This window comes from Pseudarthrobacter sp. J1738 (assembly GCF_050490315.1).
Taxonomy (GTDB): domain Bacteria; phylum Actinomycetota; class Actinomycetes; order Actinomycetales; family Micrococcaceae; genus JBNPEO01.
The window spans coordinates 19,065-34,754 of the sequence record NZ_JBNPEO010000001.1; the positions used below are offsets into that span (position 1 = coordinate 19,065).

Here is a 15,690-nt window from a genome sequence, read left to right on the forward strand (position 1 = left end):
CCTGGAGTACTTAGAGTTACCCCCTTTTTTTGAGATTTCTCCGCGTTGCGCGGATACAGACCAAGGACACGCAAAAATGAAAAACGCCTACCCTCTTCCCTCCCGCCGTACTGTGCTCGGTACCGGGATCGCGGCCGCTGCCATGGCGGCCCTCGCTGCCTGCACGTCCAACCCGACCGCCGGGCCTTCCGCGGTGACCAGGATCATGCCGGGGGACCCGATGATCGCGGACTTCGAAGCGCGCCGCGCCTTCACGGGCAAGACCATCACAACCCGGCTCAGCGCCGGTGAAGCCGACGTCGTTATCGCCGGACAACCTGTCCGGACCTGGGGCTATGGGGGCACCCTGAACGGGCCGGTGATCCGGGCCACCGCAGGGGATAAACTCACGGTGCCGCTGATGAACCAGCTCAGCCAGGGGACCTCCGTGCACTGGCACGGGCTGGCCCTGCGCAACGACCAGGACGGGGTCCCGGGGCTGACACAACAGGCCATCGCCCCCGGCGCCGCGTACGACTACAACTTCGTTCTTCCCCACCCGGGAACGTACTGGTACCACTCGCACGTGGAAATGCAGCGCGAACGCGGGCTCTACGGGGCCCTCATTATCGCCGATCCCAAGGAAACCCTGGCCTATGACCAGGAATGGGTGATCATCCTTGATGACTGGATGGACGGGGTCACCGGCACCCCCGACGATGTCCTGAAGGAACTCTCCATGGGCATGGGGTCCATGAACACCCCGGCACCGGCCCATTCAATGCCCGGCATGGACATGGGCGGCGGGTCAGCGTCCTCGATGCCCGGCATGGACATGGGCGGGTCAGGGTCCACGATGCCGCCGATGCCGGGCATGAAATACATGTTGATGGGGGCGCGCAGCGACTTCCTCGGCGGTGACGCGGGCGACGTTTCCTACCCGTACCATCTTTTCAACGGCAAGGCCGCGGCCGGGCCTGAAACGTTTCCCAGCAAACCGGGCAGCCGGGTCCGGTTGCGGATCATCAACGCGGCCGCTGACACCGCTTACCGTGTCGGTGTGCCCGGGCAGAAAATTACGTTGACGCACACGGACGGGTTCCCGGCCGCGCACCGGGACGTTGACGCCGTTGTCCTGGGCATGGGGGAACGGATCGACGCGATCCTGAACGTGCAGGAGGGTTTCACCCCTGTTCTGGCGCTGCCCGAAGGTAAACCCGGGATGGCCTACGGCCTGATCAGCACGGGCACGGGTACACCGCCGCCGGCAACCGCCTTCCCTTCAACTTTGGGTGGCACGGTCGTTGACGGCGGCATGCTCAAGGCAGACGCCTCCGTCCTCCTCCCGGCGAAACCGGCGGACCGGGTCCATGAAGTGCACCTGACCGGCGGCATGGCAAAGTACGACTGGGGCATCAACAACCGCCGCTTCGACATGAACAATCCCTACGAGGGGGCGTTCGATCTCAAGGTCAATGAACGGGTCCGGGTGGACTTCATCAATGACACCACCATGTGGCACCCCATGCACTTGCACGGCCACACGTTCCAGCTCGCCGGTGGCGGGGCGCGCAAAGACACCGTCATCGTGCGCCCGAAACAAACAGTGAGCGTCGAATTCGATGCCGATAACCCCGGTCAATGGCTTACCCACTGCCACAACGCCTACCACGCCGAGCGCGGCATGATGGGGGTCTTCTCCTACATCAAATAGTCGACCCGGTGGCCCGCGTACCCCGCGTCTCTGCCTTCAGGGCCCGGGGTGCGCGCAGGCCCGGCGCAGCGCAAAATGCGGCCCGCACCCGGCCGCTATCGGGATCTGCCAGAGGCAGTGCCGGGTGCCGACCTGCGACGATGGTCCTATGAACACTGCCGGTAACACAGTCGTCGGGGCCCGTGAAGGGTTCGCCTCCGTTTTCCACCGTTCCTGGCTCCGGGTCACGGCCATGACGGTCACCGGTGCCGCGGCCGCGTTCCTCGTCGCGGTTAGCGGGCCGCCGGACTACGCGCCCGCGGCCGGTTGGGCTGCGGCGTCCGCGACGTACCTGGTCTGGGTGTGGGTTGTTATCGGGCGTCTGGACCCGGCAGGTACGGCCGCCCATGCCAAACGGGAAGACCCAGGGCGCGGCATTTCAGACGTACTGGTCCTGGCCGCGACCATGGGAAGCTTCACCGGAGTCGCGCTGATCCTGCTCGATGCCGCCACCTTGCAAGGCGGCAGCAAAGCCTCGGTAATCGCCCTGGCACTCGGAAGTGTGGCCCTGTCCTGGTTCCTCGTGCACACCCTCTTCACGCTCCGCTACGCCTCCATCTACTACCGGGACAAGAACGGGATCGATTTCAACGAAGAAAGCGCGCCCCACTACCGGGACTTCGCCTACCTGGCATTCACCGTCGGGATGACCTTCCAGGTCTCCGACACCAACCTGAAAACCGATGCGATCCGCTCCACGGTCCTGCGCCAGGCACTGCTGTCCTACCTCCTCGGGGCCATCGTCCTGGCCACCACCATCAACCTCGTCTCCGGCCTCATCCACTAAAAGGCCCTGGCTCTGCCAGTGTTCAGGAACCCTGCCTGTGAGGCGCCGGCCCGGACGGGGCAGAGAGTTCCCGTGCGCCTGTGGGAAAGGAAAGTAGAATTTTCCGCCGGCGGCGGCCGGGTGGAGCAGATGGATGGCTGTGCTGAGGGCGGCCGGTTAAAGCACGGTCGCACCGAAGAGCAACCCGATGCCGTAAGTGATCATCAGACCCACCGCTCCGCCGATCAGTACCCGGGTCGCGGCTCTGCGGATGGACCCTCCGCCTATCCTTGCCCCCAAGGCACCGGTGAGGGCCAGGGCCGCGAGCACGATCACGTAGGTGATCCAGACCCGCACCGACACCGGGGAGAGCAGGATCGCGGCTACCGGAAGCGCACCGCCCAGCAGGAACGCCGCCGCCGATGAACCTGCCGCGTGCCAGGGGTTGGTCAGCTCTTCCTCGTCGACGCCGAGCTCCATCCGCAGGTGTGCCTTCAGCGGATCCGCTGCTGTCAGCTCCCGGGCGACCATGGCCGCGGTGGCGCTGCTGAGGCCCTGCTCCTCGTAGAGCCCGGCCAGTTCCTGCAGCTCCCCTTCAGGGTCCTCGGCCAGCTCACGCCGCTCTTTGACAATAAGGTCCCGTTCGCTGTCCCGCTGGCTGCTCACCGACACGTACTCACCCAGCGCCATGGAAACGGCACCCGCGGTCAACCCCGCCATCGCCGCGATGAAGACCGGCTGCACAAGGGTCGTCGCACCGGCAACACCGATCACCAGACCGGCCATCGACAAAATCCCGTCGTTGGCCCCCAGCACGGCAGCCCGCAGGGCGTTCAAGCGCCCGGACATCCCGGAGGCATGCGGTTCCGGAAAGGCATGAACAGGCATGGGATTTCTCACTTTCAACGTCATTCCAAGGAGAGCGCAGCACGGATGCACCACTCGCCCTGCGGCCGGAGCGCGGGCCGGTGCCAGGACATCACACTAGCAGCGACGGACTCAACGGCCTACCCCCAAGTTCTCATCAACGTCTGGCCGCCGCCCTGCTCAGACCTGGATCATCCGATTGGTGCATTCCGGCCTGCCCTGAACGAGGATTCGGGCGCGCTCGAACGCGGCGTGAAACCCCTACACACCGTTCCGAACGCCCCAGCCGCCCCAGAGCTGCGGTCGAGGAGCGCAACGACGCGGCAGAGGCCCCCGGGCGCGTCGGTGCCCACCGGTAAGAAACCCAACGTCATCGACCGCATTTAATCGGTCCGCACCGTTCGGGCGCGGCCGCTTGGTGTGGCTGCCATCGGAGCGGTGCGCGAGTGCAGGCCGAGTTCTTCGAACCGGAACCAACCTGCCATATTCACCAGGCGACCCGCAGGCCGGCCTCGACGACGTCCCGCGCGGGGGACGTCGAGGAAGAACGTTCCGCCGGCGCCGCGGGGCCACATGACCGCCCGGGGTACCGACCCAGGGCTGTTGCTTTCGGCGTTGCCAGAGGCGGTGCCACTATTCAGGCAGTTGTATCTGGAAGCCGCAGCTGCAGCGCAATATGCGGGTGGTAAGGCAGACGTCGTTGGCGTTCTGCGGGTCGCGGTCCGTGTAGACGGCGTTGAGGCAGCCGGCCTCTGAATCGAGCGTATGCATCGGCCGGCCGCAGTGGACGTACTCTCCGTCGAATATCAGGACGTCATCCTCGCCCGGGGCCCGGCTGAGGACTGCCCCTACGGCGGCAACGTCGGCTCGTCGCAGGTAGTGGAGATCGCACGCGGTGCAGACATACCCTGCTTCCACGAAATCGTCCGAGGGCGGATCGAGGGCTTTAATCGACTGCAGCCTCAGCTCCGTGTCAGAACCGCAATGGCCGCACAGGAGCAAAGTACTGCCGGGGCGATCAGTGTGCGGGCGGATACTGGCGGCGCCGGGATCGAAGGACATTTTTACGCTCCCGCCGCGTAGCTGGACAGGCTGCAATCCGCCCCGTCGACACAACCCAGGCGCATTGCCGCGCTGAATGCGGTATCTGGCAGGCCGGTCCAGGCGGTGATGGCCCGGCCACCGCCCTGGTTGACATGCGAGGCGGCCATGCTCGGCTCCCTTTTAGCTGCGTGCATTCCAGCCCGCCATCCTGCTATAGCGGGATCTCCCGCCAGCTATGCACCAAGCCGAAAGGAGGATAGATACGTGATGCCTGCCACCAAAAACCTACGCCGTGGCTCCTGGCGTGTCCAGCCACCGTCGGCGGCGGCAGGACAGTCCGGGCAGAAAGAACCTGCCCACGATTCCCTTGTCATCTTGTCTGGGCTGGACTGGTAGCGGAGTATTTGAAGTGGCGGTGTTTCACCTTGCTGGAGAGGGTCCATTCAGCCTTCATCGGGGTTCCGTCCGGGGGCTGACTCGCGGCCTCAAGAAATTCGGGAGTCAGCCCCACTTGCCGGTGCCGCACCGGGTGCCTCGGCGCATAGCCTGTCGCGGTATTGCTACGGACAGTGGTTTCAGCCCTGCGAGGAGAATCACGAGGCAAGGCCCCTGAGCTCGCCGCCGGGATCCTGAGCCTGTCCTGAAAAACGGGCAACACCATTGGCACTTAGGACAGTCATCGTGCAGCGGCCACTTCCCGACCGAGCAGTCCGCGTTGAAGTGCGTCTACCTGGCTATCATGAGCCTGGACTCCACCGGCAAGGGCCGGAAACGCTGGAGCAACCGCTGGAAGGCCACTCTCAACGCCTCCGAGATCACCTTTGACGGCCGCCTGTCCGCCGGCAGGAGCTAGAGAAGACAACCCCAGTTACACCGAATAATTGACAGACCCCTAGCCGGGAATGTGGAATTAACGGTGTATCCGGCTCGACACGCCAGGCGGTCTGCTTGGCAGGAATGAGCTGGATATGCCGGTGACACTGGATGCCGTGAAGACTGCGGACACCACTGGGAAACCGAAGGAAGATTCGGAGGCTGAGGCCGCCCGTGAGCTGGTGAGGATGGCCCGTGAACAGGGATTGTCTCTGACTGGTCCGGACGGGCTGCTCAAACAGCTGACCAAGACGGTCATAGAGACCGCGTTGGATGAGGAGCTCACGGAGCACCTCGGTTATGAGAAGCACGACGCGGCCGGGAAAGAGACGGGCAATGCCCGCAACGGGACCCGGTCCAAGACTGTGCTGACGGAGACCACCGGGCCGGTGGGCATCGACGTTCCGCGGGACCGGGCGGGCACGTTTGAGCCGGTCATTGTCCGGAAGCGCCAGCGCCGGCTGAATGGGGTGGACGAGATGGTCCTCTCGCTGTACGCGAAGGGCCTGACAACAGGCGAGATCAGTGCGCACTTCGCCGAGATCTACGGGGCTTCCGTTTCCAAGGAGACCATCTCGCGGATCACGGACAGGGTCCTCGAGGAGATGAACGAGTGGCAGAACCGGCCGCTTGATGAGGTCTACGCGGCGATCTTCATCGACGCCATTGTGGTCAAGATCCGCGATGGTCAGGTCGCCAACCGGCCGATCTACGCCGCCATTGGCGTCACCCTGGACGGGGAGAAGGACATTCTGGGCCTGTGGGCCGGGACCGGCGGCGAGGGCGCGAAGTTCTGGATGAGCGTTCTCACTGACATCAAGAACCGTGGTGTGAAAGACAGCTTCTTCCTGGTCTGCGACGGACTCAAGGGCCTGCCGGAAGTGGTGGGCAATGTCTGGCCGCTGACGACGGTGCAGACCTGCATCATCCACCTGATCCGCAACACCTTCCGACTGGCCTCGAAAAAGGACTGGGACGCGCTCAAACGCGATGTGAAGCCCATCTACACAGCCCCGAACGCCGCGGCCGCCCGGACGGCACTCGAGGAGCTCACGGAGCGGTGGGGCAGGAAATACGGGGCGATCGTCCGGCTCTGGGAGAACGCGTGGGAAGAGTTCATCCCGTTCCTGGACTACGACGTGGAAATCCGGCGCGTGATCTGCTCGACCAACGCCATCGAATCGCTCAACGCCCGGTACCGGCGGGCCGTGAAGGCACGCGGTCATTTCCCAACCGAGCAGGCCGCGCTAAAGTGCCTGTATCTCGTCACCAGATCCCTCGATCCGACCGGTGCCGGCAGGACCCGATGGGCCGTGCGTTGGAAGCCCGCTTTGAACGCCTTCGCCATCACCTTCAGCGACCGATTCCCGGCAGCTGAAAACTACTAAAGGAAACCGCCGGATACACCGTTAATGAGATAGTCCCGGCGGTTTCAGCCCGGCGAGGAGAATCACGAGGCAAGGCCCCTGAGCTCGCCGCCGGGATCCTGAGCCTGTCCTGAAAAACGGGCAACACCATTGGCACTTAGGACATTCATCGTGCAGGCGCTGGCATAGACACGCTCCCCCGTGAACGAGCATTCCGCTCCACCTCGGCCAAGCGCGTCAGCATCTTCAGGTCTCTCTTGATGACGATGCCATCCTCATGCCCCGACTTGCCCCGCAACTTCCGGAAGCGGAGGTACTTACAGAACACAGCCGTAACGGTAACGATCGTTCGCAAGACACTCCAAGTGGAGTTCGAAGAGGCGCGGAAGTACGGGGCCTCATTTGTAATGCTTCGCGTGTACTCTCCTATGTAACGCCCATCCGGGTTACTGATACGTTTTGGGAATGCGAATCGGATACGGGCGGGTTTCAACCCATGACCAGCACCCCGAAGCCCAGCACGACGCCCTGACAGCGGCCGACTGCGAGCAGATCTTCATTGATACGGCCTCCGGAAAACTCGCCCGCAGACCCGAACTCGACAAAGCGCTGCTCTCGACCAACCGGGCGGGTGATCAGCTTGTCGTCACCAAACTCGACCGGCTCGGCCGGTCGTTGGAGAACCTTATCGAGCTCTCCAACACGCTGCAGGTGCGCGGCGTGGACCTGGTCGTCCTGGACCAGGGCATCGACACCTCCACCGCCATCGGCCGGATGTTTTTCCAGATCCTCGGCTCGATCGCCGAGTTCGAACACGCCCTGATGTCCGAACGAACCCGCGACGGCCTCGCCGCTGCCCGTGCTCGCGGCCGGACCGGCGGCCAGAAACCCAAGCTCGGCCCGCGCCAGGTCAGGCTGGCCCGGGAAATGTATGAAGAGAAGGGCCCCGACGGGAAGCGGGCCCACACGGTCGAGCACATCGCCCAGGAGTTCGGCGTCACCCGGCCCACAATCTACCGGCACCTCGCCAAACCATGAACGACGGGCCTTGCGCGCCACAGCAGAACGACGGCATGCCTGTGAGGCCCGGCCGTTTAGTAGATAAGGACTTCTGACGTGGCTCTGCGCTCTTTACTCACACCTGCAGAGCGTAGCCAGATCGTGGCAATACCCACACGAGCAGAGGACCTTGCAGCCCACTACACGCTCAGTGATGCTGATATGTCGTTGATCCGCCAGCGTCGCGGAGACACGAACAGGCTGGGCTTCGCCGCCCAGCTGGCTCTGCTGCGTCACCCAGGGATCGCGCTGGCCGAAGACACCGAGGTCCCGCCTGAACTGCTTTCTTGGCTGGCCTCCCGCTTGGTCGTCCCCGCCGATGCATGGACAGACTACGGGGAACGCGAGGAAACGCGGCAAGAACACGGAAGAGAGATCCGCGCGTATCTGGGGATGTCTTCGTTTGGCATCGCGGATTTCCGCCAGCTCGTGGAGCACGTTGCCGGCGTGGCTGCCCAAACAGACATGGGCCTGCTCCTGGTTGAAAGCGCGCGAGACTTCCTCCATGCAAAGAAGATCGCTCTGCCTGGCGTCAGCGTCATTGAACGGGCCTGCGCCCAGGCCCTGACCAAGGCGAACCGGAACATTTACGCCACCGTGTGTGAGCAGCTGTCCGTGGACCACTGCAAACGACTGGACGGGCTGCTTCTCCGTCGCCCTGAGAGTTCATCGACCGAAATCGGCTGGCTGCGGCAGGCACCCCTGCGCGCCAACGCACGCGCGATGAACGAGCACATCGACCGGCTCACTACCTGGCGTGCCCTTGATCTCCCGTGGCCAGCGAGCCGGCTGGTTCACCGGAACAGGTTGCTGAAGCTTGCCCGTGAGGGTGCCTCCATGACCGCGGCCGATCTGTCCAAGTTCGAACCCGCACGCCGGTACGCGACCCTCTTTGCCATGGCAGTGGAAAGCATGGCAACGGTCACCGACGAAATTATCGATCTGCACGATCGCATCATTGGCCGGCTTATCCGGACCGCGCAGAACAAACAAAACCAGCACACGCTGGCGTCCCGCTCCACCGTCACAGCCATGATGCGTATGCACTCACGGCTCGGTGATGCCCTCTTCGCGGCAAAGGAAAACGGTGAAGATCCCTTCGCCGCGATCGAAACAGCTATCGGCTGGGAATCCCTGGCCGAAAGCATCGCTCAGGCCAAGGAAATGACCAGGCCGGCCTTCGAAGATCACCTGGCCCTCGTCAGCGCACACTTCACCACGCTGCGCCGCTACACCCCGGCGTTCCTTGGCGTCCTTGACCTCCACGCCGCACCGGCGGCACAAGACCTCCTGGCCGCGATCAACGTCATCCGCACCCTGAACACCACCGGCGCCCGAAGGATCCCGGACGATGCACCGGTCTCTTTCATCAGGCCCCGATGGAAACCGCTGGTCTTCACCGACGACGGCTTCCACCGGGGCTTTTACGAGTTCTGCGCCCTCACGGAACTGAAGAATGCGCTGCGTTCCGGAGACATGTGGGTCACCGGATCACGCCAATTCCGCGACTTCGACGACTACCTTCTTGCCCGTCCCGACTACACGGTCATGAAAACTGCCGGGAAGCTGCCTCTGATCACGACAGACGGCGGCGAACACTATCTCCAGGACCGCCTGGCCCTGCTCAGCGAACAGCTGCACCAGGTCAACAGGCTTGCGTCCCGCGACGAACTGCCCGGGGTACTGGTCACGGACAAGGGCGTGAAAATCACCCCGCTCGAGACGATCGTCCCCGCGCACGCCCAACCACTGATCGACCAGGCCAGTGCCATGTTCCCGCGGATCCGCATCACCGACCTGCTGATGGAAGTGGATACATGGACCGGATTCACCCGCCACTTCACCAGCCTTAAATCCGGCCAACCTTCCAAGGACAGGCAGCTCCTGCTCACCGCGATCCTCGCGGACGGAATCAACCTGGGACTGACCAAGATGGCAGAGTCTTGCACCGGCGTCACCTACGCCCAGCTGGACCGCCACCAGGCGGCGTACATCCGGGATGAAACCTACAGCGCCGCGCTGGCGGAACTGGTGAACACCCAGCACGGTCACCCCTTCGCCGCGCAATGGGGCGACGGGACCACCTCGTCCTCTGACGGGCAGCGTTTCCGGGCCGGCAGCAAAGCCGAATCCACCGGGCATGTGAACCCCAAATACGGTGCCGAGCCGGGCCGGCTCGTCTATACGCACGTCTCGGACCAGTACTCGCCCTTCCACAGCCAACTCATCAACGTCGGGGACCGCGACGCGACCTATGTCCTGGACGGGCTGCTCTACCATGAGTCCGACCTGGCGATCCAGGAGCACTACACCGACACGGCTGGATTCACCGACCATCTCTTCGCCCTCATGCACCTGCTCGGCTACCGGTTTGCGCCACGGATCCGCAATATCGGCGACACCCGCCTTTACACACCCACGAACGATCCGGGACTCTCTGGCTTGGCGCCGCTGATCGGCGGAACGATCAACACGACAACGATCGCCTTGCACTGGGACGAGATCCTACGCCTTGCAACGTCCATCAAAACCGGCACCGTGACTGCGTCCCTCATGATGCGCAAACTTGGCGCCTACCCCCGCCAGAACGGACTCGCCCTCGCCCTACGGGAACTGGGCAGACTCGAACGGACGCTGTTCCTGCTGGACTGGCTCCAAGATCCCGGCCTGCGCCGCAAGGTCACCGCCGGCCTGAACAAGGGCGAGGCCCGGAACACCCTCGCCCGGGCCGTGTTCTTCAACCGGCTCGGCGAAATCCGCGACCGCTCCTTCGAGCAGCAGCGCTACCGTGCCAGCGGACTGAACCTTCTCACCGCAGCCATCGTTCTCTGGAACACGGTCTACCTTGACCGCACCGTCTCCACCCTGGCCAGCAACGGCGGTGATATTGACCCGGACCTCCTGCGGTTCCTCTCACCCCTGGGCTGGGAACACATCAACCTCACCGGCGACTACACCTGGCCGCACGCCAACCACATCAAACCCGGCAAATACAGGCCACTACGACGCCCGGCAAAACCTTAGCGTCGGATATTTCACTTTTTCACAAGCCACCCCTTGTTACCCGTGGACGTTATGCGACTACTGCGCTACTGGATTGCGACTGTTTTGATACCACCGCGATACCGTCTATTTCCGGGTTCGGGCTGCGCGTCGTCGTTCCAGCTCGGGCCAGATGATCGATTCAAGGAGCTTTTGCTGGCTGCGCCTATCGGCTTCAGCCTCTTCTTTGAGCAGCTGCTTCTGGTAGTCGTTGAACCGGAACAGGATGCCCTGCGGGCCAACAGGCGCATTCGGGTCCAGGGAAGGCGCCTGCACCTCCGGCGCGTAGCCACCACGACCGAATTCCTCGGCCTTCTTCGCTATGACGTCCTCGTCAGCCGTCGCGGGGGACGTCGATTGTGCGGCGCGCTTCTTTATAGCCATCCTTGGATCTCCTTTACCAGTACCTGAACTTCTGCTTTTGCCTTAGCATTCCCCAGCTCGATGACCCCTCGGCCTGTCGGGATGCTGTCGCGGTAGGCCTTCCTGATCTTCAGCGCAGCATCAATGAGTGGGAGCTGTGGGTAATCCCTTAGGTACTCCTTTGCTTCATCCTGTTCCGTGGCGTTCGAGTCCGTGGGGACTTGTGTCAGGAGGACGAATGCTTTGAGTTTGGGGTTCAGATCCCGAGCGACTTCGATCAGTCCGGCCAAGCCGGGTAGGGTGTCCAGATCGAACTGGGACGGTCGGGTAGGAATGACCATCAGGTCTGCCACGGTCATGGCTGTGCGCATTTCCTGGCTGTCATGGCCGGGGGCGTCAACGATTACGTAGTCGTACCGGGCAGCGAGGTCCTTCAGGGCCTCGCGAACATTCCCGGTCTTTTGGATGGCGTGGACGCGGGGGAGTGAGTCGTCTTGGGCGCGGTCTTGCGCCCATGTGGAGGATGACTCGGTGCTTTTATCGCAGTCTGCAATCAGGACATCGTGGCCCAAGCGGGCAAGTTCGGCTGCGACATTGACTGTTGTCGTTGTTTTGCCTGTCCCGCCTTTCTGGCAAGCGACAAGGATTACTGGCATGTCTTCCTCTCCAAGAGATTGAATGCTACTGCCCTGATATCAAGGCGATCTGGTTTTAGTCACGTGACGATACTGCAACAGTATAATTTCGGAACTGTTTTGATACTAGCATCAAAACAGTATCACCATGATACTAGTTAGGGGCCGGCTATGTCCCGGCTAAAAAACCCATCCCAAGACAAATGGGAGAGACGGACGCATGAGGCGTGGATGCTTCTATGATCCGTCAACCCGGCGGTGAAGTTATGTAGTGACGCTGGATGCGATAACGGGGCTCCGCCCCGGGAACTCGGACAGCGAAGGAGGCTCGGTGATGGCTTGTTCCGGTTAAGTTCCCGTGCGTGGTCCATTGCCTGCTGGCCGGCCTGAACGAGTTGTTGGCGGTGTTCTGTGCTGCGGTACCAGTAGAGAAGCAGCCCTCCGGTGAGAGTCCGTCGGGCTGCTTCTCTACTCATTCAGTTGTCCCCTGGGGGTTGTATTAACTATGCCGTCGGGGTGCGGATCTCTTCAGGTTCACGGGAGGCAACGGAGGCAGTAGGCGGAGCCTTGAGTTCCAGGCGCTGCCCCCACATTGTTCCAGCAAGCACAAGCACAACACCGAAGATTCCGATTGGGCCTAGGACGTCGCCTGCCAGCGTAACGCCGATGATTGCTGCCCAAACCGGTTCAGTTCCAAGCAAGAGACTCACTCTAGTCGGGGAGGTCTTGCGAACCGCCCACATTTGAATAAAGAACGGGAAAACGGTGCATACGATCACCAGATACGCCATCTGGAGTGCCGCGGACCAGTCCATGCCTCCTGTATAGGCCGGAACCGGCATGCCCCAGAGGCTGGACAGGATGAGGAACACCAGTGCGCAGGTGGCCATCTGGACGAAGGTCAGATTTAGCGAATCAATGCTGCGTCCTGCCGAGAGCCTGTGCATCCCCGTCACATGGACCGCACGTGCCACTGCGGCCAGCAGGATTAGCAGATCGCCGAACCCGAAGGATGCTGCGGCACCGCCCGTAGCGAGGAAGTAGACCCCAGCAACCGCGATCACCGCGGCCAGGTAAAACAGCCGGCTGAGCTTCCGCTTTCCGACCAACGTTTCCAGTACTGGGGTCATCACGATGGTGAGGCTGATGATGAGCCCGGCGTTGGTCGCGCTGGTTGCGGCAATGCCGAAGGTTTCGAACGTAAAGACGGTGGACAGCAACAGGCCGAGGATACAGCCGATCGCTGCCTCCGTCTTCTGTAGCCGCTTGCGCATCAAGACGAGAATCAGGCCCAGCGCGGCGGCGGTCAGCGTCATCCTGACGCCAAGAACCGCCAGCACGGTGTCCTGACTGACCAGTTCCTTGGCAACCCAGTAAGTCGAGCCCCAAGCCACAGCGACGGCAAGCAGCAAAGCATCGACAACCGAGGCCCGCTTGGCCGCGGACCGGAGAGAAGTTGGATCAGACACTGTTCAGCCCGGCCAGGACCAGTCCATCAGAACGCATAGCGTAGCCTTCCTTTTCGTTATTCACGGATTCCGCTTCCCAGGCTTCGCGGTCACGAAGGTACAGGGCGTCCGGCGCGTGAATGCTTACTGTATCCACTGAACGTTGGTTCATAGCCCAAGTGACAGTGCCGGTAACCCGGCTGGTCGAGGACTCAATGAAAGCCTGGGCCGCGGACCTTAGTCCGCCAAACCAGCGCCCTTCCACAGCTTCCGTCACCCAGGTCTGTTCTATATCCATTTTTTCCCGGATCAGCCGTTCACTGAGGCAAGCCGTTTCCAGATGCCGCAAAGTTCTCAGGAGGATCCAGGCCGCCGGCATCTCACGTACCTCGAGTACCTTTTCACCGCGGTCGAGATGCTCCAGCCCGCTATAGCGTCCATAGCCGAATTTTCCAACGCGGTGATTGAGCTCCTCAATAATCGCAGCCAGCTCCAAAGCACGGCCGTCCACGTTCACGGGGAGTCCGTTCGCGAAGCCGATGCTCATCAGTTCTTCGGGGTAGCTGCCGGTGTTGGCCGTCCACTGGTACAGGTCCTGTTCCATTGCGTGGTTTTCCGGGTCGTCCAAGAATCCGGATTCGTATTCCCGGCACCACAGATTAGAGTCTCCGCTGACGACGCGCTGCGCCATACTGGTCAAGCCAGCAGCAGCAAGGTGTTCGATTTTCGTTGAGCGATCGACCGGTTCGAGGTCGTACGGACTTCCGTAGCGGCCGGTGAATTTCAGGGCGCTGATCGACCCGTTCAACCGCCGCAAGGAGTTTTGCGAGCGGTTCGCCGTATGCAGAAGCATGCGTGCACCTGTTTTCTCCGCAAGCTCCACGGCGACTTTTGCGAGCAGAGGCCGGGACAGAGACGAGCTAATTGGATGTGTCCCTAGGTACACCGCATGAGCCCTAATGGCGGGGGCCACGTGGTGGCTGATGAATTCGTTCCTGGCGTCGACAGAATGGAACGTCGCGCCGAGGTGAGTGGCGATTTCGCGTTTTCCTGTGTGCGATTCAACATCACCAACATCGATGGAAACTGCGTGAATGTTCTGCATCCCCAGTTTTTGAAGGCGGTACAGCAGATAGGTGCTGTCCAGGCCGCCGCTGAACAGTGTCACCACCGGGTCAGTGCGGTCAAGAATTGCGTTTTCGAGCTGACCGAAGGAACGAATTAGCTGCGACAATTTCGGTGCTTCCTTACGCTGAAGTATCGGTGAACATCGCGATGAGAACATCGCGGTGTCCCTGGTCGTGACCAGGCTTGAGAGATAGACCAGTCACGTCGTGCAGCAGCTTGTGGTCGTCCACGAAAAGATACTCACCCGGTTCGCTGAGCTGGGTGGAGGCCAGCTTGCTGCGGTCCGACGCGAGATAGGCGCTGCTCTCGCCGCCATCCGCGCCGACCCGGTCCACGAACAGGGTCAGAACGTAGTCAACTCCATCGCGGTGCACACCTTCAGGTGCCGGCTGCCCAACTTCATCTTGGCTGGTCAGGATACGGTTCTGGAAGCACTGGGCCTTCCAAGTGCGCCCCGGACGCACTGCCTCCAGATAGTGGGAGACGGTCCGGAAAACGGACGAAAGACTGGAACTTTCAACAACACTGTCCTCAAAGGGTTCATACATCCGGTCGATGCCGCCATTGAGGTGATTGACCGATTTTTCCTGCTTGTAGGGCACGTGGGGGAGCAATTCCGACGCCCCTGTCGTCCCCTCAACCGAAAACTCCGAGTACCGCCGAAAGCGGTATTTTCCACCATCTGCCATATAAGTATCGGGCCGCAGGTTGGACCAGCTCGAGGCAAAGTCTTGCCAGTCTCCATCAAGCGCGTCGGATGAAACGGCTGCAAGATTAGTGTGAACAAATCCAGTTGTTTTAAGACCATCGATATTCAATGAATCGACAAGAGTTTTCATGAATCCCCCAAAATTAAGATGTGGTTAGGCATCCGTTCATGCTCCCAGTGGGCTATGGAACGGAGCCGGGCCAGAACCGCCTTCAGGCCTAGGACCAACGATAGACGATCGATTTTATGAATCAACTTTTTGTCCGATGGGACGTAATGAAGCTTGTATGTTTCGTCATTTTTTCCATGAATTGTGCTTGACTTTTTCCTGTTCCCAAAAAGGTGTATGCGGAACTGGGCAGGTCAACGCGCCGATTATGAGGCCAGTGACGTCCGGCGAACCCCGCTGGTCATCGTGCAAGTCGCGCACCTCGCAACCCGCACTGCCGGCACCTCTGAACATCAACGTCTTCGTGTAGACCGCGCGCATGCACGCTGAGGGGATGCTGACCCGCGGCCAGAACGATCCCGAGCAGATTCGGCGTTGTTTTGAGGCGGAGGACTGGCGCTTCAGTCAGCAGGGCGTGCCCGAGACCCTGATGATTCCGCGAGCCTGGAGCAAGCGCTATCCTCGATCAGACCCGGCGACGGCTTGGA

Annotated in this window: 13 protein-coding genes and 1 pseudogene; 8 read left to right on the top strand and 6 right to left on the bottom strand. The window is 61.9% G+C overall.

The window, feature by feature from the left end:
- The first annotated feature begins 76 nt into the window (after positions 1–76).
- Together ACQR35_RS00110 and ACQR35_RS00115 are read left to right on the top strand one after the other, a co-directional pair.
- Positions 77–1,693 (top strand): multicopper oxidase family protein, encoded by a 1,617-nt coding sequence (locus ACQR35_RS00110; RefSeq protein WP_236803059.1) that lies wholly within the window; start codon positions 77–79, stop codon positions 1,691–1,693.
- Positions 1,694–1,841: 148 nt separating this feature from the next.
- Positions 1,842–2,519 (top strand): DUF1345 domain-containing protein, encoded by a 678-nt coding sequence (locus ACQR35_RS00115; RefSeq protein WP_236803058.1) that lies wholly within the window; start codon positions 1,842–1,844, stop codon positions 2,517–2,519.
- Between the two features lie 156 nt (positions 2,520–2,675).
- On the opposite strand, the gene ACQR35_RS00120 is transcribed toward ACQR35_RS00115, so the two are convergent.
- Positions 2,676–3,386 carry a VIT1/CCC1 transporter family protein gene (locus ACQR35_RS00120; RefSeq protein ID WP_236803057.1) on the bottom strand — a complete coding sequence of 237 codons (711 nt, stop codon included), beginning with the start codon at positions 3,384–3,386 and terminating at the stop codon, positions 2,676–2,678.
- Between the two features lie 552 nt (positions 3,387–3,938).
- On the opposite strand from ACQR35_RS00120, the gene ACQR35_RS00125 reads away from it, so the two are divergent.
- The 6 genes and pseudogenes from ACQR35_RS00125 to ACQR35_RS00150 all read left to right on the top strand — a co-directional run bounded on the left by ACQR35_RS00125 (position 3,939) and on the right by ACQR35_RS00150 (position 10,732).
- Complete coding sequence (locus ACQR35_RS00125; RefSeq protein WP_430268867.1) at positions 3,939–4,121, top strand: hypothetical protein; 183 nt, start codon at positions 3,939–3,941, stop codon at positions 4,119–4,121.
- Positions 4,122–4,130: 9 nt separating this feature from the next.
- The gene (locus tag ACQR35_RS00130; RefSeq protein WP_430268866.1) at positions 4,131–4,448 is read left to right on the top strand and encodes a hypothetical protein; all 318 of its coding nucleotides are present in this window, start codon (positions 4,131–4,133) and stop codon (positions 4,446–4,448) included.
- A 649-nt stretch (positions 4,449–5,097) separates the two neighbouring features.
- A pseudogene (locus ACQR35_RS00135) lies at positions 5,098–5,262 on the top strand (IS256 family transposase); the annotation flags it as partial.
- Between the two features lie 115 nt (positions 5,263–5,377).
- Complete coding sequence (locus ACQR35_RS00140) at positions 5,378–6,670, top strand: IS256 family transposase (protein WP_400160669.1); 1,293 nt, start codon at positions 5,378–5,380, stop codon at positions 6,668–6,670.
- A gap of 444 nt (positions 6,671–7,114) precedes the next feature.
- Positions 7,115–7,687 carry a recombinase family protein gene (locus ACQR35_RS00145; protein WP_430267956.1) on the top strand — a complete coding sequence of 191 codons (573 nt, stop codon included), beginning with the start codon at positions 7,115–7,117 and terminating at the stop codon, positions 7,685–7,687.
- 78 nt (positions 7,688–7,765) lie between these two features.
- Positions 7,766–10,732, top strand: coding sequence for a Tn3 family transposase (locus tag ACQR35_RS00150; RefSeq protein WP_430268884.1), 2,967 nt, complete (start codon positions 7,766–7,768; stop codon positions 10,730–10,732).
- A 105-nt stretch (positions 10,733–10,837) separates the two neighbouring features.
- Here the strand turns inward: ACQR35_RS00150 and ACQR35_RS00155 are convergent, their stop codons facing one another.
- From ACQR35_RS00155 to ACQR35_RS00175, 5 genes are all read right to left on the bottom strand, one after another.
- A complete protein-coding gene (locus ACQR35_RS00155; protein ID WP_430267954.1) occupies positions 10,838–11,134 on the bottom strand; it encodes a hypothetical protein in 297 nt (98 codons plus the stop codon).
- Positions 11,125–11,769 (bottom strand): AAA family ATPase, encoded by a 645-nt coding sequence (locus tag ACQR35_RS00160; protein ID WP_430267953.1) that lies wholly within the window; start codon positions 11,767–11,769, stop codon positions 11,125–11,127. The genes ACQR35_RS00155 and ACQR35_RS00160 overlap by 10 nt, the downstream gene beginning before the upstream one ends.
- Positions 11,770–12,251: 482 nt before the next feature.
- Entirely contained in the window at positions 12,252–13,217 is a 966-nt protein-coding gene (locus tag ACQR35_RS00165; protein WP_430267952.1) for a DMT family transporter, read from the bottom strand.
- The gene (locus tag ACQR35_RS00170; RefSeq protein ID WP_430267951.1) at positions 13,210–14,430 is read right to left on the bottom strand and encodes an argininosuccinate synthase-related protein; all 1,221 of its coding nucleotides are present in this window, start codon (positions 14,428–14,430) and stop codon (positions 13,210–13,212) included. The genes ACQR35_RS00165 and ACQR35_RS00170 overlap by 8 nt, the downstream gene beginning before the upstream one ends.
- A gap of 13 nt (positions 14,431–14,443) precedes the next feature.
- A complete protein-coding gene (locus ACQR35_RS00175; protein WP_430267950.1) occupies positions 14,444–15,163 on the bottom strand; it encodes a 2OG-Fe dioxygenase family protein in 720 nt (239 codons plus the stop codon).
- Positions 15,164–15,690: the final 527 nt, after the last annotated feature.

Bases quoted from the DNA above. Each gene is read 5' to 3' on its own strand.
- ACQR35_RS00110 (WP_236803059.1), top strand. From the start codon at position 77: ATGAAAAACGCCTACCCTCTTCCCTCCCGCCGTACTGTGCTCGGTACC.
- ACQR35_RS00115 (WP_236803058.1), top strand. From the start codon at position 1,842: ATGAACACTGCCGGTAACACAGTCGTCGGGGCCCGTGAAGGGTTCGCC.
- ACQR35_RS00120 (WP_236803057.1), bottom strand. From the start codon at position 3,386: ATGCCTGTTCATGCCTTTCCGGAACCGCATGCCTCCGGGATGTCCGGG.
- ACQR35_RS00125 (WP_430268867.1), top strand. From the start codon at position 3,939: ATGACCGCCCGGGGTACCGACCCAGGGCTGTTGCTTTCGGCGTTGCCA.
- ACQR35_RS00130 (WP_430268866.1), top strand. From the start codon at position 4,131: ATGCATCGGCCGGCCGCAGTGGACGTACTCTCCGTCGAATATCAGGAC.
- ACQR35_RS00140 (WP_400160669.1), top strand. From the start codon at position 5,378: ATGCCGGTGACACTGGATGCCGTGAAGACTGCGGACACCACTGGGAAA.
- ACQR35_RS00145 (WP_430267956.1), top strand. From the start codon at position 7,115: ATGCGAATCGGATACGGGCGGGTTTCAACCCATGACCAGCACCCCGAA.
- ACQR35_RS00155 (WP_430267954.1), bottom strand. From the start codon at position 11,134: ATGGCTATAAAGAAGCGCGCCGCACAATCGACGTCCCCCGCGACGGCT.
- ACQR35_RS00160 (WP_430267953.1), bottom strand. From the start codon at position 11,769: ATGCCAGTAATCCTTGTCGCTTGCCAGAAAGGCGGGACAGGCAAAACA.
- ACQR35_RS00175 (WP_430267950.1), bottom strand. From the start codon at position 15,163: ATGAAAACTCTTGTCGATTCATTGAATATCGATGGTCTTAAAACAACT.